The sequence below is a fragment of the Bifidobacterium leontopitheci genome (assembly GCF_009193355.1).
GTDB lineage: Bacteria > Actinomycetota > Actinomycetes > Actinomycetales > Bifidobacteriaceae > Bifidobacterium > Bifidobacterium leontopitheci.
Window position 1 is genome coordinate 1 of sequence record NZ_WBVT01000036.1, and the last position, 20,919, is coordinate 20,919.

Here is a 20,919-nt window from a genome sequence, read left to right on the forward strand (position 1 = left end):
ACATGGCTTGTGTCCTCGCTTCCAATCGCGGTTTTCTATGTTTGGCGACTGAAAATCGTACACAGGACACGGGCCATGTTCTCAACCCAAGCCAGAACCAAAGTGCGCAAAACTTCGGGCGTTATCCACCCGCGTCAGCGTCGACTCAACCGTGCCGGGCAGGCCGGCGTCCAGTGCGACGACCAGCGCATACAGGTTGCGGTGCCGCGGCGCGTCGTATTGTGTGCCCTCGTACGGTTCCGCGTACCGCAGCAGATAGACGCGCACGTGGTGGCCGTACAGCGGCCGGTCCATGAGCGTGAGGATCGCCCGGTCGTACGCGGTGGAGAACGGTTCGACCTGCGTGGGGACTGGCACGTGGAACTTGGCCGCCGCCTGCGCCAGCCCGTCCGTGCCGCTGACACGTTCGCGGCCCCACCCACTGCTGACCGTCGTGACCGAGCTGCCGTCGCCTTGGATGAGCCCGATGTACGTGGCTCCGCAGCTGAGCGCCGCGTCGAGCGCCTTGCGTCCCGTCCAGGCGACCGGCCGTCCGCCGCCGAACGTGCCGGAGATGTACATTGTTCCCGCTGAGGCGGCCGAACCGTCCGCGGGGCCCGAGACTTCCGCGTCGTCGCCTGCGCCGGCCTTGCGTTCCTTGGCCACGCGGATGCCGACCACGAGCCCCGCGATCGCCGCGCCCCCGCACAGCGCGAGCAGGATGATCCATACGATCCACAGCACAGGTGCCTCACTGAAACTCATGGCGACCTCCTCGCTTTGCGGGCGCGCCTGCCGGTTGGCGGCGGCGCGGCCCCGTGCCGTTGCGCGGTCGGCCACTGACGGCCCTGCCGCAGCGTATGCCTGGCGATACGTGCGCCTGCCGGTGAGGCGGCGCTCGCCATCGATGGCTTACCGCGGCCGACCGTATTCGTAGCACGAATCCCGAGTACGGTCGGTCATGTGTCGTCGCCCTGCTGCGCTCCTGCCGCGGGCGGCCGACTGGATTCTCCAGTGCCATTGACAGCTTCCACCATACTGGTTTCAGCCGGTCAGCGTCGCCTGAAAGGGTTAAGCTGCGGTGAAATCTCCCGGCCGAAGGCGGTGCTGGGGCTATGACCAAGGCGAGTCGCGTCGCGGCTGGAGCCTGAGGTCGGTTCCGGGTATCGATTACGGCGCAAGGCGTCGGAATCGACGCCGTGAGGGTCTCGTTTGCGCCTTCTGCGCGCTCGTTGCGGAGATGTGGGTGTTTTGTTTGGTGAAAATCGCGCGGACCGAGGGGCGGCTAAGCGTCGTCAACAGCCGTAAAACGGCTTAATAGAGCCCTTTCTAAGCAATCGCTGCCACGCAGCGTTCCGCGGATTCCGCCAAACAAAACACCCACATCTCGCGCAAGGCCCCGGATTCGCTCATATCCGCGCCAATCCGGACTATTCGCCCGTCCCTGTGACCGCTAAACCCCGGTTACCGCAAAGTCCGCCACTGTCGGAATGCGCCTTCGCTACTCGTATACGGCTTAATCGTCACGGAGTCCCCGCGTGAAACCGAATCAGCGTGCCCGTTCAGGCCTCTGTCCGTAGCGCTGACATATTTGCTGCTCCAGGTTCTTCTTCCATCCGCTGCCGCTATCGGTGACTCCCCATGCGGCGGAGCGGCGATCACCGTAAGACGGTGTTGCGTCCAGCTCTTCCCATGTCGGTAGGTGTGGGCCGCGCACACGGTCGCGTGCATCCCTCCACGCGCGTTCCAGCCGTTTCTTCCATCCATCCCGCAGCGGCCAGCTGACGCCCCATTCGGCGGCTGTCTTTTTAGTGCCGCTTCGCGCGTCAACCTCATACGGCGAGGGGATGCCGTCAATCCGCAACGCGCCCCAATCGTCGTCTTCGACCTCCCCGAACAGGCTGGTTGTGCCGTTCATGGCGACCGGCGTATCCGGCGTGATTGCGGTGGTCAGATTAAGCCGGTCGACTTCGTGGAAGCGCAGTGTTGCGGCGATGTCCTCGGAGCGGAGCCACATGTCCGTGCGTTCGCCGGCGCTGAGTTCCCTTCGTTCCAGCCATATATCGACATGTGCCCGATCAATCAGAACTGGCATGTAGTCGGTGATGAGTCGCAGTCGGCCGACCGTGTCGTTTGTGATGACGGTGAACTCGAACTCTCCGATGTCTCCCTTGCGTTTCTCTTTGTTTACAATGTAGAGGCCGGCGATCAGCAGCGGCTCGCCGGAATCGGCGTGAACGTAGTACACCTGACCGTTGAGACGCCACAGATAGAAGCCGTTCACCGGCACGAGGCATCGATGCTCGCGCATGTGCTCTGCGTATGTGTCTTCTGTGAGCCGGCTGACCGGAACGTTGATCATGGGCTGGGCGGCGGGGTACTTGCCATCGTTCTCGGTGCCGTGTTTCATGCTCCACGTTGCTGGCAGCAGGTAGTTGCCGTTTCCTTTGCTTTGTACGATGATGTTCACCGGGTTGTAAGGGCTGATGCTCGTCGATGTCTCGACCAGCTTGTCCCGATTTCGCTTGTTGAGTTTCAGCATGTTGATGATGTCGTGTGGATTCTGTGTCGCTGCGATGCATCCCGTCATTGGATTCTCCTTTGCCGATGTGCGCCTGTCCGTGGCGTGTATATCTCATGGTGTCACGGCGATGTGCTGTGCTGAACGCCACGCTGTTCTTCTGTGAAACAGTTTCACAATTGACAACACGGCCGTAACGATGTAGTCTGCATGGCAACACCGCGAACCCCATCAACCCCGGGTTCAGAGACCAGCAGCCAAGGAGCACGGTAATGAGTGACGACATTCTTCCCAACACGCTCTCCCAATCAGACATCGCCCGCATGGTTGGTATGCGCCCGTCTGCCGTCACCAACTGGCGCAAACGTCCTCAGAAGGGTTTCCCCGAACCTGTCGCCACCAAAGGAGGCTTTCCGCGGTTCGACTACGATCAGGTCACCCAATGGCTGAGGGGTCAGAGCATCTCGTTCAAGGACACGCGCTTGGAGCAGGGCGCGTGGACGTTCCTGGAGCAGTGGCGTGATGGTGGCGATCCGGTCGCTGCCGCCGCCGTGATGTTGTGGGCGATGTGCCTGCGCGCGGTCGCGGGGGAATACGGCGTGGATGCGCGTTGGCAGGCGGTGTGCGACACCGTGGCCGAACAGTCCGACGACCACGGCGGTCATGTCGGCCGCCGCATAGATGCCGCGGTCGAACAGGTTCTCGAAGGGGCTAGCTGCGGCGTCGGCAGCCAGCATGCCAGCGAGGTCATTCGCATGGCGTTGCGTGTGCCGAACGAGGTGCGTCCTCTGGCGTTAAGTCGGCTGAGCGAGCTGCTGATGTATGTAGACGGACTGTACAAGATCGGTACGCCGGAGGCTTTCGCGCAACTGGCTTCCGCGTTGTTGGAGCGTAGCATCACCAGTCTGGGGCGTATGCGCGGAGAGAGCGGAGTGCCTGGCTCGCGTGTTTCCCGGTTGCTGGCCGATTTGGCGCTCGCGTACTGGCGGGCGGCGGCGCCTGGGAAGGCTGGCGTTACCGTGTACGATCCGGCGTGCGGCATCATGGAGTCCTGTCTGTCGCTTGCCCGCGGCATGGGTGATGGCGAGCGTCGCCGGCTTGCAATGTACTGCGCCGACGACGACGGGGAGGCGTTGACGATTGCCGCCCGCCGTTTGACGCTTGAAGGGCTGGCTCGAAACGCCGTGTTCGCGATGGCCGATGATGGCAAGCTGGTTAACGTGCTTGAAGCCGACCCGTTCCCCCGGCTGAAGGCGGATCTTGCCATGGTGGAACCGCCTCTCGCCGTTGACTGGGAGCCGGATGTGACCGATGTGCGCTGGAACCGGTACAGTGACTCCCGGCGGTGGAGCAGCCCGATGAAGGCCGATGCCTCGGTCGCGTGGATTCAGGATGCCATTGGCCATCTGAATGATATGGGCCGTGCGTTCATTGTGACGGGTGCCGGAGTGCTGTCGCATATGGGTGGGGAGGAGTGGTTCCGTCGTTCCCTGATTGAGGCCGGTTGCGTGGAGGCGGTCATCGCCTTGCCGGCCAACCTGTATGTCACCACGGTCGCGCCTAGGTATGTCTGGGTGCTGTCTGCGCCGCAGGCGGCACGGGAGTGCATCATGATGGTCGACGCGTCAGGCAATGCGGAGCGATATCGGAGCCAAGGCGAGATTCCGGAGTATCTGCATGAGCCGCTCGAGGCGTTTGTCGGCGACGGTGGCCGTGGTGCTGGTCGTGGTGGCCGTGCCGGTGGCGGCTGCGGCATCGCGGTACGCGTTGTGCCTGCGTCGGAGGTTCTGGAGAGTCGGATTGCATCGTTGCTGCCGCAGGATTGGCTGGAACGCAAGGTGCCCGAACTGGCGGCGGTTGAGGCGTCGTATCGCAGCGTCGCCTCGGACATTGAGGGGATGAAGGAGCGAGTTTCTGCGGCGCTGGAGACGTTGCGGAAGTTTGATGATGCCCCTTGGAACGGTAAGGGCGGCGAGCTCAGGCGGTTGGGTGACATCGCCGATATTCGGCAAGGTTCGGTCGCCGGGGCGGAGAAGGACGGCCTGCCCGAGGACGTCATCCGCGTATCCGACGTGCGCGGGTACGATGCGATTCAGGGGGACGGTTCGCGGGGACGCGCTGTTCCATGGGGCGTCGCTCCGGATCGGATTGTGACAAGGCCATCGCTGCATGCCGAGGAGCGGTATGGCAAGGCTACGGTGACCGAGCCGGGCGACCTGCTGCTCACCATTGGTGGCGGCATTCATGTCGCGATTGACTGGAGCGGCGGGCACCGCGTGTCGAAAAGCGTGTATCTTGTGCGCCCATATTGGGGCATTGACGTGCAGAGGGCGACATACCTGTCGCTCATGATTCGCGGCGTTTGGAATCAGGAGATGGTCGAGCATTCCGCAGGTAAGCGGATGCGTCCCGCCGACCTTGAGATACCGCTTATGCACGGGGATGCCGAGTGGGCGTTGGTCGACTACTGGAATGCTGCGGAGACGTTGCGCCGGCAGGCGAACCTGTACCTGCGACAGTACGACATCATGGCCCAATGCTGCCGATACGGGCTGTCCGTAGGCGGTAACGAGGGCGAATGATGGGCATTCTCTGAGATGTGGGTGTTTCGTTTGGCGAAAATCGCGCGGACCGAGGAGCTGCTGATCGTCAGCAACAGCCAGAAAACGGCTTCATAGAGCCGTTTTCACGAGTTCGCTGCCAAACGGCGTTCCACGGATTCCGCCAAACAAAACACCCACATCTCGCGCAAGGGGCCGGATTTGTGCGGATTGACGCCCACTGAGGGGTTTAAACGGCCTATGAAGGCCCGTCCCGCTCCCGTTTCAGCTGGTCAGATGCCGATACAGCTCCGGATCGAGCGGTTTCGCCAGCCGCAGCGTCGACAGCGTGACCTTCACCGTGCCGTCGCCTGCCGCATTCGGCTTCGTGGTGAGCGTCGGATGGTCGAATGCGGCCACGTGCCCGACGTAGTAGTACTTGCCGTCGGCCTCCTCCGCCTTGCGCATCACGAACAGCGGCACGAAGTGCGTGCGGTTCCACTCCGGCCCGCTGCCGCCGTCGCTCGCCGCCCATTGGAATTCCGGCGATCCCGGCGTGCGCCCGTTCTTGCTGTAATACTTCATCTCCTGCGCGTTGAGGAACTCGTCCTCGTACTGGCTGGCCGCGTACTTCACGAAGATGGGCATGGTGTTCGTGTCCTTGTCGAGCAGATACCCGCCCACGTTCTGCGGGGTGTTCTCCTTCTTCCAGCCGCACAGTCGCATGACGTCGGCCATCGAATATTTGCGTTCGTACAGGAACGCGCGGTCGAACGCGCGCTGTCGGCCCGCGGCTTCGCGGACCATGTCGCGGCAGTTGCGCAATCCGACGCGCAGCGTATCCGCGAAGAAGATGCGGAACGTGCGATTGGTTGCGAGCATGGCGGCAAAGGCGTCGCTCAACCGGTACCGTGTCCCGTTGCCGTCGTCACTGCCGGGCACGATTTCGACCAGCGGTTGTTCGCCGAACCGCTTGCGATTCGGCCCGGTGAAATACGAGTAGTCAAGCACGCTGACCGCGGAGTCGAACTGTGCTTCGGACAGGTCGACTTGCGGGAATCCGGCGCGAATGGCGCTCGCCAGCTCGGCGCGGCCGACAGGACCCGGCGCCTGCCATCCGGTCCCGGCCCCGGCATCGGAGGCATCCGCAGCGTCGATCCGCTCGTCCGCAAACCGGCACAGCCGCTCGAGTATCACCAGCTCATGCGGCCGGATTCCGGGGAGCAGCAGCTCCGTGGCCATCTTCAGGATCGCGTCCTCGACTTCGCTCACGGGGTCGAGCTGATCCTCGAACGAGATGCCGCCTTTCTTCCCGCCGCCGAGGCTCTTTTCGCGCGAGCGTACGAAATCCAGATAGTTGTTGCGTTTCGACGCCAGCGTGTACGGCAGCGACGGATCGTACTCGTAGATGTCGGTGAGCATGGGAATGCGCCCTAGCTCGTACCGCACCTGCCGGTATTGTTCCGAAAGCCGCTTCATTTCGGACCAGTCGGCGGTATCGAGCGATTTGAGCACGCGCTCCTTGGCGATCGGGTCGAAGCTGATGGACGACAGCCCGATCGAACGTCGCTGCAGGTTCTTGCGTGCGATGTCGCGGTCGCCCGTGTTGCCGTACAGGGCCACGGGGATGAGGAAGTTGTTCGCGTAGTTGCCGATGAAGTCGATGACGACAACGCTGTCCTTATGCGGGAACTTGCGTAGTCCGCGGCCCAGCTGCTGGGTGAAGATGATGCTGGATTCGGTGCTGCGCAACATCACGATCTGGTTGACGGCCGGGATATCGATGCCTTCGTTGAACATGTCGGCGGTGAACAGGTAGTCGAGTTTGCCTTCGGTCAGCTGCCGTACGTATTCGTCGCGCTGCTCCTGCGAGACTGCCTTGCCGTTTTAAAACGCTGAATTAGCGGTTTTAGATATTGTGCGGTTGTTGGCAGATTATATTTCTGTTGTCTAATTATTAGTTTTGAACATTTTTCTTAACGAAATATGATTTATTGCTGCCATTTAGCAGCAATATAGTGTATAATCTTGACAAACAGCAGCAATCATTGGTTATTTGGAGGTCGGTGTGAACAAGTTGGGGGCTTTGATAAAAGCACGCCGAAATGAGATCGGCCTTTCCCAGCAGGCATTAGGTAGTCTGTGTGGCACGAGCGATAGTGAAATTGCTAAAATCGAGAAGGGCGAAAGAAAAATGCCCAATTGTCAAACCTTATGCAGTATTGCGAAAAACCTCAATTTTCATCCGCTTGAGTTGCTTAGAGTAGCAGGTTATTTGACTAATGATGATATAGGGCACTCACTTGCTATATCGGGGTTGGAGCAGCTTGATGCAATAGAGATCTCGCACGTTCAAGCTTTTGTCGATTTCCTTGTTAATCGTAAGCGACAGGCGAAGCCCGTGAATGTGGAATTTGGAGAATGACATGATATTCAAACTCGGCGAATTGTTCTGCGGCCCTGGGGGCATTGCTTGGGGCGCTACACATGCTGATATTGGTGATCCCGATTTCGCTATTGTGCACCAGTGGTCTAATGACTATGATGCTGATACATGCAAAACATATCGGGAGAATATCTGTCCGAATGATCCGCAAAGCGTATATCATGCTGATATACGATCATTCGACATGTCGAAGCTAAAGCCCATTGACGCATTGGCTTTTGGATTCCCCTGTAATGACTACAGTGTTGTTGGAGAACAAAAGGGTATGGATGGAGTGTACGGGCCTCTGTACTCTTACGGAGTCAAAGCCCTCAAGCTGTTTAAGCCTAAGTGGTTTCTCGCTGAGAATGTAGGTGGATTGCGCAACGCTAATGACGGGCGTGCCTTTACGAAGATTCTATCTGAGTTGCGCAATGCCGGGTACATTGTGACCCCGCATCTATTCAAGTTCGAGGAATATGGTGTTCCTCAGGCTCGGCATCGCATCATTATCGTTGGTATTCGTGAGGATCTGGATGTGGAGTATAAGGTACCTTCTCCAGAACCGTACAAGGATATTGACAATACGTGTCGCACGGCTATCGAGAAACCGATGCCAGAAGGCGTGACAAACAACGAACCCACGAAGCAGAGCGCCAAGGTTATTGAACGTCTTCGCTATATCAAGCCGGGAGAGAATGCCTTCACGGCAGATCTGCCGGAAGAGTTGAGACTAAACATCCGCGGAGCACAAATCAGTCAAATCTATAAGAGACTAGATCCTGATAAACCTTCGTACACTGTTACCGGTAGCGGCGGCGGCGGAACGCATATGTATCATTGGTCTGAGCCTCGCGCTCTAACCAATCGTGAGCGTGCCAGACTGCAAACTTTCCCGGACGACTATGTTTTCGAGGGGAGCAAAGAAAGCGTTAGGAAGCAAATCGGTATGGCTGTACCATGCCGGGGCGCCCAGATTATCTTTGAAGCAATATTGAAGTGTTTTGCAGGTATTTCCTATCCTTCAATTAGCCCTAATATCAACGAATGAATGCAACATGTTGGGTGGGATTAACAAAAAACCTACCTAACATGTTGTGTGAAATCCATATAATATTGCTCCTCGTCAATTCGGGTGAAGTCGACAGTAGTCCTACCGTATTTTTGGAGATCTTCTTTGGTTACAAATTGCCCATTTGGAAGACCTAAGCGATTTCTAAAGTATTCACCCAATAAAGCATTATTGAGTGGGGTTGTCAGCGCCTTATCATTCGCTTGCTCTAGACGGACTATAAGACTTTTATGATCATCCGTAAGAACCGTAAAGTGCCTCTTGTTATTGGGGAAAAACTCTTTTCTGACAATTTCCGCGGGAACTGGTATATATGCCTGATTAGGATTTCTTGTCTCGCGCTGACCCCAATTAAGACCCGAATGAATTCCTATCACTCCCTTTTTGGTCAATAGTGACAAGGTGACAGTTTCTGAATCATTGCCACTGGCAACTTCTTCCTGTGGTGAATACTCTCTAGCGTTAATTCGCACATTATTTTCTACTTCCGCATGCGTACAGTAGATTGTGCGTCCCTCTATTTCAGAGTAATACTTATACGCCTCCTTGGGATCAACCTCTTGAACTGCATCTTGGACGTTTGATGGGAGAAAAGCACTTTGCTCGAAAGGAGCTGAACCCATAAAGGCCTTAACTGGATCATTCTTTTCCAGCCAAACATAGAGATTTGACCGAATGGCAGGGAAGCCGTAAACGTAGCTACATGAAAAACTATCTTTGAAGTTATTGTTACCAGATGATAGTTCTCGGAATTCTGAGTGCACAGAAGATGGCAGGCCTGTAATTGCAGTCCTGCCTACAATCAGATGCACATGAGTAATAGGCAAATTCCTGTTTTTGTCACGCATTTCGTGTAGCGAGGTCAAATACCAAGAAGCCATGGTCGGCGCGGCACTACCTGCAATGATATTAAGGGTGTCGGCGCCTTGCAAAATAGGTTCAAACAGTATTTTATCGGCGAGGTTGGCTGTAAGCATCTCAATCTCCTTAATGCTCGTCGTAGTAAACCTTTCCATTGGGCAACTTGATGTTTGGAATCCATAGCTTCTTCCCGTGCCATCCCTTCGTACCCGTAACTTGGTACATTGTCAGGACTACATGACCGGGGAAAGAGTTGCTGATCTTCCAGTCATTAGGAGAGAGAAGCGCGCCAGTCCACTGTGCGACGTCCCTGTTTCTTCGGACCACGAGAATGCCTTGTTCGCCGGGATTGTCGGCAAGCATCATTCTCAGTATGGATTCGAAAGTGCTCAATCGAAACTCCGAGCTGGGGATTATATGGTCAAGAAGGTTTTCGATTAGCTTGAGACTGACCTTGTAGTAAGTAGTCTCGTCGCTAAATCCTGCGAGCAACTTAGTGATTTCCTCAATGGTCGAGTTATCGGGATCTGAAGGATAGTAATTGGTTCCGCCTGACAATACGTTGACATGGCGTTCATCAAGAACGACTCCACGAGTCGGAGATAGGCCTTCAGGGTAATAGATCTTAGGTTCAATGCCTTGCTTAATTTGGGAGATGATGGAATTATTCGTGGCGTTGATGTCGGAAAACAGTTTGTACAGTTCCTGCGGAATATAAACCATCATCATGCCTGGGTCACGATCGTATCCAAACATTCGGCTGTGTTGCCACATCGTGTCCGCCTGGGGTTCCTTGGCAAGGCGCGTGTAATAGATTGTTTGCAGGGTTGGGAACGTGACTCCGCGCCCTAGTGTATTGCCTCCGATAATGAAGTTACAGCCGGTCTTATAGTCATCCTCGGTGACATCATATTTGCCATTCATAATAAGGACTTTGAGATCCTTATCCGCAAGCAAATCCTTGACGGCCGAATAGAGATCATCAAATCCAAGCAATTCATTCTTGCTGGGGGTCAGTGTCGCATAAATCTTCTGAAGCTCAGAGACAAGTTCTCCGTCCGCATTGTCTCGACACCAGTCAAGTGCCTCGCGAACTTCTTTTGCGAATTTTTCATGCACATTCTGCCGCACTGAAGGGTGCAACAGGCAGTTCGATACGACAGATCCCGTACCTAGCAATTGAGCGGAAACGGCCAAATGTCGTAAAACAACTTGCCTTGTCATGGTTTTGCTGGGGGTGAGATATGTGACGCAATCCGGCTTTCCGCTTGGCGGGAAGAAGAAATCACCCCCAAGGTAGGATTTCCCTGGCTCAAAGTAATGCGTGAAGTTAGGCTTGAACCCTGATTGCGCAGTTTGCAGAAGAAGGGACTGAGGGGTACCCGTCACCTGCAAGTAGATGCTACACATCCCTTCATCTTTGATGGAGCTGATGTACTTATTGATTGACGACTGCTTGTCCTTGTTGACTAATGTGTTTAGAGATGCGGCATCAGCCTCATCGTCAACAATGAACAGAGCGTTCCCCTGCATGAACTGCGTGGTGTTGAATACGTTGGCCCAGAGTCGAAGAACTCGGTAGTTCTTCTTCAGCACGACGACAACTGGCTTCTGCAACTGATTATCGATGAACAGCCCCGAGTCGGTTTCATCGCAGACTAAGAAATCCGTCAAATCTCTTTTCACTCGGTTCAGGGTCTGTTGCTGGAGAACCGTGTTATCTGTTGTGAGCAACAGAAACGCGTAAAAGCCATTCATTGCTGCTTGGCACATAATGCCGAACATCTGCCCCGTTTTACCAGATTGGACATTGCCGAACAGCAGACCAACCTCGTGTGAGGCGAAAGAATAATTGGCAAGATACTTCTCGTCGAACGATTCGGTTGTCTTACGAATCGATTCCGCAAGCTCAATGTTTCCCTCGTTCTTGATCTTATCGAGATAGTTGTCGAGATAGTTCACGCTCATTGTTGTCACCCCTACTCAAAGAACAAAGTCCAGACCGCCAAAGTGCCATCTTCGGGATCCTCTATGGTCTTGTCGGTTTTGGTTAGCCGGAGATTGTGGCAACCATACTCATCCAGCATCTCCCTTGTAATCATGCCTTTTCTCTCCGTGTCCTTCATCGTGTCGTTGACTGGCGAGACTAATCCCGCAGCCACTAAACGCCCCTTCAGCCATCTACCGAGCAACAATTCGTCTCCAACAGCGTTAAACTGTTTGTTTCCGTCGCTGGTGGTATGAGCCTTGAACTTGTAACCATCATCGGTAATAACGATGAAGGGTACATTCTTTTGGGGATACCCCGGCTGAGTAGTTATCTTCTTGTCAACGGTAAATTGGATTTCATACCAGTCGCGCGACTTATGAGCGTTTCTTGGTGCGGCATAACAGACATTGATGTTTGACTTCATGCAGCTCTCTTTGCTACCTGTGCCTGCTATACGTTCGGCGTCCGTCGGGACTTTGAGAGGAAGCAGGAACGAGAGATCAGTCTGATGCTTCCGATACACATCAAGGTCGTCGCTGGTGACGGGCTCTGCGAGGTCGGATTTTCCGAGGTCGAAATTTGTCTCGCGAATGAGTCGTAAATCGTGTACGTCGTTGATATTCGTAGATATAGATGAGGAGTTAAGCTGATCGATCAGTGCCTTCGTAGTAAGAATCTCAGTCATGTTCTCGATGAGAGATGCAACTTCGTATTGACGAAGGTTAGAAGCTTCAGCCTTGATAACGCCAAGATTTGCTGATCCGTTTATGACCGCAATCGGGTGCTCATTGGTCGCAAAATAATAAAGTTTCCCATGAAATGCAAAGGCTCTGACAAGGCGGATTTCACCGATGCCCATATTCTGCCACTTGCGGTTAAGCGCTACAGCTTCGTGGTATGATCGCTCCGGCATGCCTTCTTTGCTGTACATGCCGATGGTGAGGGTCACTCGAGAGATGTTGCTTTTTTCGACTACTTCGTCAATTTCAGCAAGGGAGAGCTGGCTGATGTATCCTACAGCCACATTGATTTCATCGGATTCCTGAGCGAGACGGTGAAAGGCCTCGTTGATAGTTTCTTGCCCTGATTTAATCCGAAGTGGAGGAATGGCGGAATACAGCAGTGTCATATCTAAGACCTTTCCTGAACGACTTTAACAGTATTTTACAATGCACACTGAATATGCTGTGTGAACGCTGTCATAATGTCCTCGGTCTGAGCGAACAGTTCGTGGAATTCCTTCTCGACTTGCGCCATAGCTACCGCCTCCATCGTCACGTTGGTGTCATCCTACCGCATGGAGATCCCTGACCAAGGTTGTTCTCCTGCCGGTTGATGCTGCACAGGAGATCTACGCGGTTTCCTGATCCGCGTGGTGTTGCTGCGCTGCGTGGTTTGTGCCCGTGAATTTGTATTTGACCGCCAAAATGACGCCGGCTTTCTTGAGCTGCTGCCGCAGCTCTGGAGGTTTCTTGATCTCGACCTGAGCGTCGGCGTATTGCAGCGCCCACCAATAGGCCGCTTTGATGGGGGCTTTCACGGTGACTTTGTACACCCCGTTCTTCTCCGGAGTGATTATCGGTTCGTCAAACCATTCGAAGATGTAGTTGAATGCCGTTGGTCGGGCCGCCATAACGATGTCGACCGCGTCGTCGGTGACGGGGTAAGGCCGCTCGCGCATGTATTCGATGGCGTCAAAGCGCGACTTTGGTGGGTGGAACAAATCGTTGGATATGGCGATGTCCGTGATCCGGTCGACGCAGAAGATTCGTCTCGCCTCCTCGTTGCCGTGCAGTGCGCAAATCAGGTAGTAGCGTCCGTTTTTGAACACCATCTGGTACGGGTCGACGTGATATTCGCGCGGAGCTGCGCCGCTCGCCGACGTGCGCGGTTCCAGCTGGCCGTCCTCGTTGTAATTCATATAGTGGAAGGTGACCGCTCTGTTGTCGCTGATGGCGTCGTTCAGTCGCCTGATGGTGCTCAGAAACTCACCGTTGAACTGGTCTCGGGCATTGGTGGTGGTCAAGTAGTCGTTGCTGAGCGTGATGCCGCCTACGAGCTCGTTGAGTCTGCTGACCATATCCCCCATCGCATCATTGGCGATTCGGGAAAGCGCGAGACTATCGGAGAGCAGCCTGGCCTCGGCTGAGTCGAAGAACGTGCTCATACGCCATCCGGGTTGCGGGTCTGTGGCGCCGTTCATCTCGCTGGCGTCGTCTTCGCTGTTCTTCGGGTCGAGCTTGTGGATTTCCCGGCCGAGAAAACTGCTTCCGTCCAACGTCTTGAGCTGGTTGCGTATGGTGCGTATGGCGGGTGCGAATTCGCCGAGTGACGACTTCAGCTGGTCATGGATCTGCCGTGTGCTCAGCCCATGGCCGGTACGGGTTTGTTGCCAGAGGATCTCGAGGATCTCCACGACGGCGTTGCTGGTGTAAGGCTTTCTTGGCGACGGCATTGTCGGCTGTGTCTTGTTGACCGTTGATGTGCTCACAAGTACTGATATTACAAGGGTTTCGCGGTGTCTTGAGGGTGGATTTCAGACGATTTCGGTTTTTCTTGCGTACAAGTGCGGCAAAATTTTGCCGCACTTGAAAACCGGGTATTCAATATGAGTCAGGAGCTCGGATGGGCTCCGGGAAAAAGACCGGTTGCACCGTGCGGCCGGCAAGTTGACTTTGAAAGGAGTCAGGATCATGGAAAACATCAACAAGCTCGGTGCCAGCGAAGGTATCACCATCCGTTTCGAGAAGTCAGTGAAGCAGTCCATTGGGGAGACCACGAAGATTGTGGGCATGGTTCGTGCGAAGTACCTCATTCCCGTTATCGACCACCTCAATCTTCAGGCCAACCCCCGCGATTCCAAGACCGGTCCGGTGACGAAGGCCATCCAGCGCTCCATCGATGAGGACCCGATGCTGTTCCCCTTCAAGACGAAGGGCCTTCTGCTCGCCGCCTCTAACTACGAGGAGATGGACCGCGGCCGCGTCCGCGTCATTTTCCGTGACCTGACCACTGAAGGCATCCTCGACGGCGGCCACAACACTCTGGCCATCGGCCTGCTGATTCTGGAACGCGCGGTGGGGTATGCGCGGGCTGCCGGCCTGACGGACGTCAAGCTCCCGAGCGGGGCGAAGACGTGGGGCGAATTCAAGCAGCTCTGGGCCGAGTACCGCGACCTTGTTCAGGAATACCAGGCCGCCGTGCGCAAGGACGAGACGGCGAACTCCGACTCCGAGCCGCAAGGCGAGGATCTGTCCTTCTACGTGCCGGTCGAGCTGCTGGTGCCGACCGATCCGACCGATCCCATCTGCGTGGAGAATTTCAGCAACAACCTGCTCGAGATCTGCGTGGCCCGCAACAACAACGCCGAGCTCAACGCCAGCGCTAAGGCCAACCAGAAGGGTTACTTCCGTGCGCTGGCTGATGCGCTTGCCAAGGCCAATCAGGATGTTTCAGACCGTATCGAGTGGAAGACCAACGATGGTGGAGACATCAAGGTTCAGGACCTCATCGCACTGACCTGGATCGTACTGCGCTGGCTGTGCCCGGTGGAAGACTCCGACGGCAAGAAGGTGGAGGCTCCCGCCGCGTCGAAGCTGTATTCCGGCAAGGGCGCGTGCCTGGCGCTGTTCGAGCGCTTCATGAGCTCGGAGAGCGTCACCAGCCAGGACCACGGCAGCTATCGTCACGGACTGCGCAACGAGACCGTACGCAAGGCATTCTCGCTCGCCGCCCAGATTCCTGCGCTCTACGACAGGATGTACGCCGAATTCCCGTCCCTGTACAACCAGGCAGGCGGCAGCTACGGTCGTATCACCGCGGTGAAGAACCTGAACGCTCGCACCTCCAGCAAGGTCACGCCCTTCGCCGGTACGCCGGTCGATGTGGTAAGCCCCGACGGGTTCATCACGCCTCTGGTCTACGGTCTGACCGCTCTGGTCAACCCCGAGACGATGGAATGGCGCACCGATCCCGACAAGTTCCTCGACAAGTGGCTGCCCGCCATCGTGAACCGCTACTCGCAGGTGTTCGTGCCGTGCGACTACGACCCCCAGAAGGTCGGCAAGTCGGCCGTGAGCTACAGCACCGTCGAGGACTCCTACAAGATGGCGCTCGCGGGCATCCTCTGATAGGGAATTGCCGCTCAGCGGGATAAAAACTCGTTGAGGTGACGGCGGGAAGTGGCCGCTATGCGGCGCTTCCCGCCACTTTGCATGTGCTTCGCGACTCGCGGCATTTCACTATGCGTATTCGTAGATCCCTTGTGGATCTCCGGCGCTCGGTGGCAGGTTCTTGGGCTGATCCGATCACACTGGGGGACTGCGCGACGGTGAACGACAATCGTTGTCGCCGCCGCACAGTCCAAGTCACCCACTCAAGGAACCTCAACCATGCCGATGTTTCACGTGAATCTTCAGTGTCTTGACCTGACCGTCAACCCAACTGACGATACTCCAGCCGGCCGCGCCGCATCCGGCAGCACTTCAGCCGCCGAAAGCCCAGCCGTCAGCGGCGCACCCCGCACCCAGCCGTTGGATCCATCCCAGCCGCAGCCCGTCCCCACGCTCGCCGAAATCGACCGTCGCATGACAGCGCTCGACGCACGCCTCGAAGCCGTCGCCGCACTGCAATACCGCAGCCGCAGCATCCATCCGGACGAAGAATGCTATCAGCTCGACGGCAGCACATTCATCAGCACGGACGCGTTCGACACCATCGCCGGCGCCGACCGCAGCCGGTACATGGCATGGAAAAACGGCTGCATCGACGACCTGGCAGCCGAACACTGGAACGAACCGCAGGTCATGGAATATCTCGCCAGCCGCAGCATCGACGAAGGCGAAGGCGGCGAATGCTGCTATACGGACGCGCAGCCCATCGACTACGCGCAGTCGTGCACGTACCAGATGAGCGACATGCTGCGGCGGCGCAGCCGTGACGACGAATCCGGAGGCCACGATGTCGACGTTGCCGGCGATGACAGCTGCCATGCCGATTGCCGAGCGGATTCCGTTGACAACGCTGCCCATTCCGCCCCCGACTGGTCGGCCGAAGCCGCCGCCGAAGACGGGCTGACCCACGCACTCTATGAGCATCCCGATGTCGATGTCGTCGCCGACGAAACCGGCCGCGCGGTCGTCATCTCCGCCAGCCACCCCGAACGCGCCGCAACCGTCGACTACCGTGGCGGCACGTGGACGGTCCAGCCGTTCGACCACGACCGACCGTGCTCCGAAACGGCGACATTCAGCTGGCGGGACGTGCCGCAATGCCGTCCAGATGGCGGCTCCGAAACAGAGCAAGGTCGCCGCTTCAACGCCGCGTTTGCCGCCTTCGCCCACGCAATCGAATGGGTCGACGGACGGTAGGTGAGCAGGTCCGGTGGCGGGGCCTCGGTGATGGCCCCGCCGTGGAGACTCCGGGCGTAGACCCGTTTCTATGGTTGAAAACGGGCCCCAGCCTGGAGTCCGCCGTCATCCGCACCCATCCGCCCAGCAGCCGCTCCGCCCAACCCTCAATCGACCCCGCGCGTCCGTCGCCCGTCGTACGCCAGCCGGACGTACAATACCCATAACCTTGTCGCACGGCGTCCGGCCGCCGGCGGCACCGTGCAACGCAAGTCAACGCCGCCCGTCTCCCACCGCCCCGCGGCGACCGACTGACGGACGGCAAACCCAACCAAGCAAGGAGGCTCCCATGATTCTCGTCACCACCACACCCACGGTCGAAGGGTACGCGATCACCAACTATCTGGGCATCGTGTTCGGCGAAGTGATCTCCGGCGTGAACATGTTCAAAGACATCGGCGCCGGATTCCGCAACATGTTCGGCGGCCGCAGCCAAGGCTACGAGGAGGAGCTGATGAAGGCGCGCAACGAGGCGATCCTCGAGATGCAGCAGCGTGCCGAAGCCATGGGCGCGCACGCGGTCGTCTCCACGGACGTCGACTATGAGGTGCTCGGCGCCGACAACGGCATGCTCATGGTCACCGTCTCCGGCACCGCCGTCCAGATCGCCCGCCGCGGGTGATGCGGGGCGGGGACTGTGGGCTGTGAGAGTGCTGCGGGACTGTCGGCCCGGGCGGTCTTCTGTGGAGTGCACTTCTCACCGTGGCCCGGCTTCTCTCTCCTCGGCGACGGCTGGTCAGTGGCCGGATTTCGGTTGTTTCCTACTACTCCAGCGTGACTCCTAGTCGGAAGTGGACGCAAATCGGCCGGTTCGCGTCCACTTGCGGCTATTTCCCGGTGCGTCCTAGCGGCAAACGGCCGATCTAGGGGTGTTTTGCGTCCGTTGTCGACTACTATCGAGCCGCTCGGGTACTTTACAGTCATTGCCAGGCGGAGGCGTCGCGAAGACCGTGCGACGATATGGGCTTGGCCTCGATTGGGACGTTTTCCATGCTCGCGGCGAACGACGGTCAGATTGCTAAAACCGTCAAACACGTATGTTGCTTAGTTCAGAAACGGGGTATTGGATAGTGCGCGACGTGATGGGTCATGCATTGGCAAGCAGCGCATTGTCGACGGCTTGCCGCAGGAATTGGCTGCGGGTCTCGCCGTTTCGTTTGGCCTTGGCGTCGATGGCGTTTACGCGTGACTTGGGCAGACGGAACGAGACGGTTTCCATCTCCTCGTCGTAAATGCGCGGGCGTCCGGGAATAACGGGGCCTACGCCACCTTTCCAGTCGCCCGATTCATATTCGGCAGCCATGTGGTCGAGCTGCTGGTCGGTCACGCCGAACAGCTTGTTGATTTCCTCGCGGTTCATGATGTCCTCCTTGTCGCTCCGAGTTCCTTCATGGTCTTTTTTGTTGGAGGGGTCATCGCATGATAAATCAGCCATTGCCCGGCATCGTTGTGCACGGAAACCATTTCCAGCAGCCGGCCATTATCGTCCATGCCGATTGACACCCACGATCCGGTTCCGTTGTCTCGCGGCGCAGACAGAAGCACGTTATGCCATGCTTTCAGAACGTCCTCATCGCTGATATCCGGATGGCGTTCATGCACTCGTGGATGGACGATGACGTTTTCCATGCGCGGTGAACCTCCGTTTGTTTTGTCATACAAAACTGTATGACAAAAGTGTGGTCTTGTCTATGCGTGGGAGTGGTGACGACCGATTGGGTGGTGATGTTAAGTAAAGAAACGTGGGTCTTAAATCCAGGCCGGGGCGTTCTCCTGTCTTGTGCGTCGGGGCGTGTTTGTCGTTTTTGGTGTTGGTGGGCGTGGCTTTGGACGTGCGCCCGGGATTGCGGCCGATTCCTGCTACTCCGGCGCTTCTGGGTTAAGTAAAGAAAAGTGTGTCTTAAATCCGATGTGGGGCGTTCTCCTGTCTTGCGTGTCGGGGTGTGGTCATCGTTTCGGGTGTTGATGGGGCGTGGTGCTTGACTTTCCGTGTTTGCTTGTTCCATGGGCAGGAACAAGTCTTCGGGGGCGAGGAAGTGCCCCTTGTGCGGCGAGCCGATGCGCAGGAACGGGTTCACGGGGGCCGGAGCGCGGCGCTGGAGGTGCGACGCGTGCCGGCTGAGCTCGACCATGAGGCGGGAGGACCGCGCGCGCATGGCCGAGTTCCGAGCGTTCATCGCGTGGATCACCGGCAAGCAGTCCATGGGCGAGGCCGCCTCCCGGCTGGGCGTGACGACCAGGCAGGCGTTCTCCGCCAGGATCGCGTGGTGCTGGAGGGTGGAGCCGGCCCCGCCGCCGGTGCCGCGGGCCCACCGTCATGTGATGGAGGACGGCACGTACGTGCCGTACGGCTGGTGCCTGCTGGTCCTGACCGGCGACGACGGGAGGCCCTTGAGGTGGCAGTGGTGCGCCGGGGAGACGAAGGACGCCTACCTGCTCCTGTCGCGCGGGGTGGCGCGGCCCGGTCTGCTGGTGTGCGACGGCGGGCGGGGCTGCCTGGCGGCCGCCGAGGCCAGGTGGCCGGGCGTGCGCGTGCAGCGCTGCCTCGTGCACGTGCTGCGCAACACGCGCGCCGACCTGACGAACCGGCCCGAAAGCGAGGCCGGGCGGGGGCTGCTCGCCCTCGCCCGCGCCCTGGGCGGGGTGACGGACGCGGACGGGGCGCGGGCATGGCTCCGGGACCTCAACGACTGGTACACGAAGCACGAGGCGTTCCTCAAGGAGCGCACCATGGCGAAGGACGACCCCGCGCGGGCGAGGGGCAGGGAATGGTGGTGGACGCACGGGCGGCTGCGCCGCGCCTGGCTGCGCCTCGCCGGGCTGCACCGGGAGCGCATGCTGTTCGCGTTCTGCGACCCGGACGCCGTCGGGGACGGCGGCCCGCTGCCGTCGACCACGAACCAGCTGGAGGGAGGCGTCAACGCGGTCGTCAGACGCGCGCTCGACCACCACCGGGGCCTGTCCGAGGAGCACATGAGACGCTGCTGCGAATGGGCGCTGTACATGCTCACGGAACACCCCGACCCGGAATCGCTCGTCAGACCGGAACACTGGGCCGCGAAGACGACGGGGGCCGTCGCGGACGACGGGCCGGCGCCCGGCGCCATTGCCGCGGTGCAGCTGCCCGCGCCCGGCGTCGACGCGTACGAGGGCGGGTTCGGCGTCAGGAAAGGCTGGGCCGGACGCCCCCGCTAGCCCCCGACACGCCGGCAACACGCCCGGATAAGACACACTTTTCTTTACTTAACCCCGGCTGGTTGGAAACGGACGCAAATCATCTGGTTTGCGGTCGTTTCCGACTACTTCCCTCCGGTTCCTAGCGGCAAACGGCCGCTCTGGGGTCGTTTTGCGGTCGTTTTCGACCGGTATCGGGATGCCCGTAGTGGGCAACGGACGCATCGCATAACTGTCATGCGTAATTCGGAATGACCATCATCTCAGGCTGGATGTAGCAGCTGATGAGTGTTCCGGTGATGTGGTCCATGTCGTCGTCCCTGAGACGGCCGATTCTGACGGGATTGCGCTCTTCAAGGTCTAAGGCGCGAATCTGTTCCACCTGTGCATAACCGTCGATCCATCCGTCGCCGTCATCGCGCCGGGTTGCAGTGATGGGCAGATGCAGTTCGAAGTCGCCACGGCCGTGAGAAATCGCAATGACGACGGTGAGACTGCAATTGCGGTTGAAATCGTCATTGCTCACCACGATGACAGGGCGACGTTTCTTTTGCTCATGCCCCTTAGCTGGGTCGAGATCTACAAGGAGTACATCCCCATATCGCCATTCAGTCACAGTGTCTCCCTGCCTATGGCTGGTCCCGAGAGCTCTTCGGTGGTCTTGTATTCCTCAGTGCGGTTGCGGAATACGTCGGCAAGACGCGGGACCCTGATGATTCTGACGTTGGTGTGAATCGGACGAAGCACAATGGCCCCGTCCTTGACGGTTGCTTCAACGCGGGAACCGTCGGTCATGCCTACTTGCTCGCGCATGTCCTTGGGCAGACGCACTCCTTGGGCGTTACCCCACTTGCTGAGTGTCAGTGTAGTCATGGTGCACCTCCTGATGAGCGACATGTATATCCAAGTATATACTATGGGGTGATAAAGCAAAAGGGCTGGAACCTTT

17 protein-coding genes and 1 pseudogene are annotated in these 20,919 nt (G+C 57.9%); 7 read left to right on the top strand and 11 right to left on the bottom strand.

All coding sequences use genetic code 11. The features are described 5' to 3' along the window. Positions 1 to 81 precede the first annotated feature (81 nt). Complete coding sequence (locus F7D09_RS09305) at positions 82 to 744, bottom strand: hypothetical protein (RefSeq protein WP_152235214.1); 663 nt, start codon at positions 742 to 744, stop codon at positions 82 to 84. 784 nt (positions 745 to 1,528) lie between these two features. Further along, the gene (locus F7D09_RS09310) at positions 1,529 to 2,569 is read right to left on the bottom strand and encodes an SOS response-associated peptidase family protein (protein WP_152235216.1); all 1,041 of its coding nucleotides are present in this window, start codon (positions 2,567 to 2,569) and stop codon (positions 1,529 to 1,531) included. Between the two features lie 203 nt (positions 2,570 to 2,772). Between F7D09_RS09310 and F7D09_RS09315 the strand changes: the two genes are divergently transcribed. Then, positions 2,773 to 5,082, top strand: a complete 2,310-nt coding sequence (locus F7D09_RS09315) for an HsdM family class I SAM-dependent methyltransferase (RefSeq protein ID WP_152235217.1) — start codon at positions 2,773 to 2,775, stop codon at positions 5,080 to 5,082. Between the two features lie 243 nt (positions 5,083 to 5,325). On the opposite strand, the pseudogene F7D09_RS09320 reads toward F7D09_RS09315, so the two are convergent. Continuing rightward, positions 5,326 to 6,927: pseudogene (locus F7D09_RS09320) on the bottom strand (DUF3427 domain-containing protein); the annotation flags it as partial. Between the two features lie 169 nt (positions 6,928 to 7,096). Here F7D09_RS09320 and F7D09_RS09325 point away from each other — a divergent pair. Both F7D09_RS09325 and F7D09_RS09330 read left to right on the top strand, forming a co-directional pair. Beyond that, positions 7,097 to 7,465 (top strand): helix-turn-helix domain-containing protein, encoded by a 369-nt coding sequence (locus tag F7D09_RS09325; RefSeq protein ID WP_226836202.1) that lies wholly within the window; start codon positions 7,097 to 7,099, stop codon positions 7,463 to 7,465. Between the two features lies 1 nt (position 7,466). Further along, complete coding sequence (locus F7D09_RS09330; RefSeq protein ID WP_152235219.1) at positions 7,467 to 8,516, top strand: DNA cytosine methyltransferase; 1,050 nt, start codon at positions 7,467 to 7,469, stop codon at positions 8,514 to 8,516. 32 nt (positions 8,517 to 8,548) lie between these two features. On the opposite strand, the gene F7D09_RS09335 is transcribed toward F7D09_RS09330, so the two are convergent. The 4 genes from F7D09_RS09335 to F7D09_RS09350 all read right to left on the bottom strand — a co-directional run bounded on the left by F7D09_RS09335 (position 8,549) and on the right by F7D09_RS09350 (position 13,879). Further along, positions 8,549 to 9,514 (bottom strand): restriction endonuclease PLD domain-containing protein, encoded by a 966-nt coding sequence (locus tag F7D09_RS09335; protein ID WP_152235221.1) that lies wholly within the window; start codon positions 9,512 to 9,514, stop codon positions 8,549 to 8,551. 10 nt (positions 9,515 to 9,524) lie between these two features. Next, complete coding sequence (locus F7D09_RS09340) at positions 9,525 to 11,360, bottom strand: Z1 domain-containing protein (protein WP_152235223.1); 1,836 nt, start codon at positions 11,358 to 11,360, stop codon at positions 9,525 to 9,527. A gap of 17 nt (positions 11,361 to 11,377) precedes the next feature. Further along, complete coding sequence (locus tag F7D09_RS09345; RefSeq protein ID WP_152235225.1) at positions 11,378 to 12,517, bottom strand: restriction endonuclease PLD domain-containing protein; 1,140 nt, start codon at positions 12,515 to 12,517, stop codon at positions 11,378 to 11,380. A gap of 222 nt (positions 12,518 to 12,739) precedes the next feature. After that, on the bottom strand, positions 12,740 to 13,879 hold the full coding sequence (locus tag F7D09_RS09350; RefSeq protein WP_152235227.1) for a helix-turn-helix transcriptional regulator: 1,140 nt from the start codon (positions 13,877 to 13,879) through the stop codon (positions 12,740 to 12,742). A gap of 202 nt (positions 13,880 to 14,081) precedes the next feature. Here F7D09_RS09350 and F7D09_RS09355 point away from each other — a divergent pair, with 202 nt between their 5' ends. The 3 genes from F7D09_RS09355 to F7D09_RS09365 all read left to right on the top strand — a co-directional run bounded on the left by F7D09_RS09355 (position 14,082) and on the right by F7D09_RS09365 (position 17,418). Further along, positions 14,082 to 15,518, top strand: a complete 1,437-nt coding sequence (locus tag F7D09_RS09355; RefSeq protein WP_152235229.1) for a hypothetical protein — start codon at positions 14,082 to 14,084, stop codon at positions 15,516 to 15,518. Between the two features lie 261 nt (positions 15,519 to 15,779). Next, complete coding sequence (locus F7D09_RS09360; RefSeq protein WP_152235231.1) at positions 15,780 to 16,757, top strand: hypothetical protein; 978 nt, start codon at positions 15,780 to 15,782, stop codon at positions 16,755 to 16,757. Between the two features lie 328 nt (positions 16,758 to 17,085). Beyond that, positions 17,086 to 17,418, top strand: coding sequence for a putative heavy metal-binding protein (locus F7D09_RS09365; RefSeq protein WP_152235233.1), 333 nt, complete (start codon positions 17,086 to 17,088; stop codon positions 17,416 to 17,418). Between the two features lie 465 nt (positions 17,419 to 17,883). Here F7D09_RS09365 and F7D09_RS09370 read toward each other — a convergent pair whose 3' ends face one another. Both F7D09_RS09370 and F7D09_RS09375 read right to left on the bottom strand, forming a co-directional pair. Next, positions 17,884 to 18,156, bottom strand: coding sequence for a ribbon-helix-helix protein, CopG family (locus F7D09_RS09370; protein ID WP_152235234.1), 273 nt, complete (start codon positions 18,154 to 18,156; stop codon positions 17,884 to 17,886). Next, positions 18,153 to 18,425, bottom strand: coding sequence for a hypothetical protein (locus F7D09_RS09375; protein WP_152235236.1), 273 nt, complete (start codon positions 18,423 to 18,425; stop codon positions 18,153 to 18,155). Before F7D09_RS09375 ends, F7D09_RS09370 begins: the two co-directional genes overlap by 4 nt. A 429-nt stretch (positions 18,426 to 18,854) precedes the next feature. Between F7D09_RS09375 and F7D09_RS09385 the strand changes: the two genes are divergently transcribed. Continuing rightward, positions 18,855 to 19,991, top strand: a complete 1,137-nt coding sequence (locus tag F7D09_RS09385) for an IS1249 family transposase (protein ID WP_264371994.1) — start codon at positions 18,855 to 18,857, stop codon at positions 19,989 to 19,991. A gap of 214 nt (positions 19,992 to 20,205) precedes the next feature. Here the strand turns inward: F7D09_RS09385 and F7D09_RS09390 are convergent, their stop codons facing one another. Then, a complete protein-coding gene (locus F7D09_RS09390; protein ID WP_152235240.1) occupies positions 20,206 to 20,586 on the bottom strand; it encodes a type II toxin-antitoxin system PemK/MazF family toxin in 381 nt (126 codons plus the stop codon). After that, positions 20,583 to 20,843: an AbrB/MazE/SpoVT family DNA-binding domain-containing protein gene (locus tag F7D09_RS09395; protein WP_152235242.1), complete on the bottom strand. Its 261-nt coding sequence runs from the start codon at positions 20,841 to 20,843 to the stop codon at positions 20,583 to 20,585. The genes F7D09_RS09390 and F7D09_RS09395 overlap by 4 nt, the downstream gene beginning before the upstream one ends. Positions 20,844 to 20,919: the final 76 nt, after the last annotated feature.

What these genes read in the sequence shown, in the direction of transcription:
- F7D09_RS09310 (WP_152235216.1), bottom strand. Translation starts at nt 2,569, where the DNA reads ATGACGGGATGCATCGCAGCGACACAGAATCCACACGACATCATCAAC.
- F7D09_RS09370 (WP_152235234.1), bottom strand. Translation starts at nt 18,156, where the DNA reads ATGAACCGCGAGGAAATCAACAAGCTGTTCGGCGTGACCGACCAGCAG.
- F7D09_RS09375 (WP_152235236.1), bottom strand. Translation starts at nt 18,425, where the DNA reads ATGGAAAACGTCATCGTCCATCCACGAGTGCATGAACGCCATCCGGAT.
- F7D09_RS09365 (WP_152235233.1), top strand. Translation starts at nt 17,086, where the DNA reads ATGATTCTCGTCACCACCACACCCACGGTCGAAGGGTACGCGATCACC.
- F7D09_RS09345 (WP_152235225.1), bottom strand. Translation starts at nt 12,517, where the DNA reads ATGACACTGCTGTATTCCGCCATTCCTCCACTTCGGATTAAATCAGGG.
- F7D09_RS09335 (WP_152235221.1), bottom strand. Translation starts at nt 9,514, where the DNA reads ATGCTTACAGCCAACCTCGCCGATAAAATACTGTTTGAACCTATTTTG.
- F7D09_RS09305 (WP_152235214.1), bottom strand. Translation starts at nt 744, where the DNA reads ATGAGTTTCAGTGAGGCACCTGTGCTGTGGATCGTATGGATCATCCTG.
- F7D09_RS09385 (WP_264371994.1), top strand. Translation starts at nt 18,855, where the DNA reads ATGCGCAGGAACGGGTTCACGGGGGCCGGAGCGCGGCGCTGGAGGTGC.
- F7D09_RS09355 (WP_152235229.1), top strand. Translation starts at nt 14,082, where the DNA reads ATGGAAAACATCAACAAGCTCGGTGCCAGCGAAGGTATCACCATCCGT.
- F7D09_RS09395 (WP_152235242.1), bottom strand. Translation starts at nt 20,843, where the DNA reads ATGACTACACTGACACTCAGCAAGTGGGGTAACGCCCAAGGAGTGCGT.
- F7D09_RS09360 (WP_152235231.1), top strand. Translation starts at nt 15,780, where the DNA reads ATGCCGATGTTTCACGTGAATCTTCAGTGTCTTGACCTGACCGTCAAC.
- F7D09_RS09330 (WP_152235219.1), top strand. Translation starts at nt 7,467, where the DNA reads ATGATATTCAAACTCGGCGAATTGTTCTGCGGCCCTGGGGGCATTGCT.
- F7D09_RS09315 (WP_152235217.1), top strand. Translation starts at nt 2,773, where the DNA reads ATGAGTGACGACATTCTTCCCAACACGCTCTCCCAATCAGACATCGCC.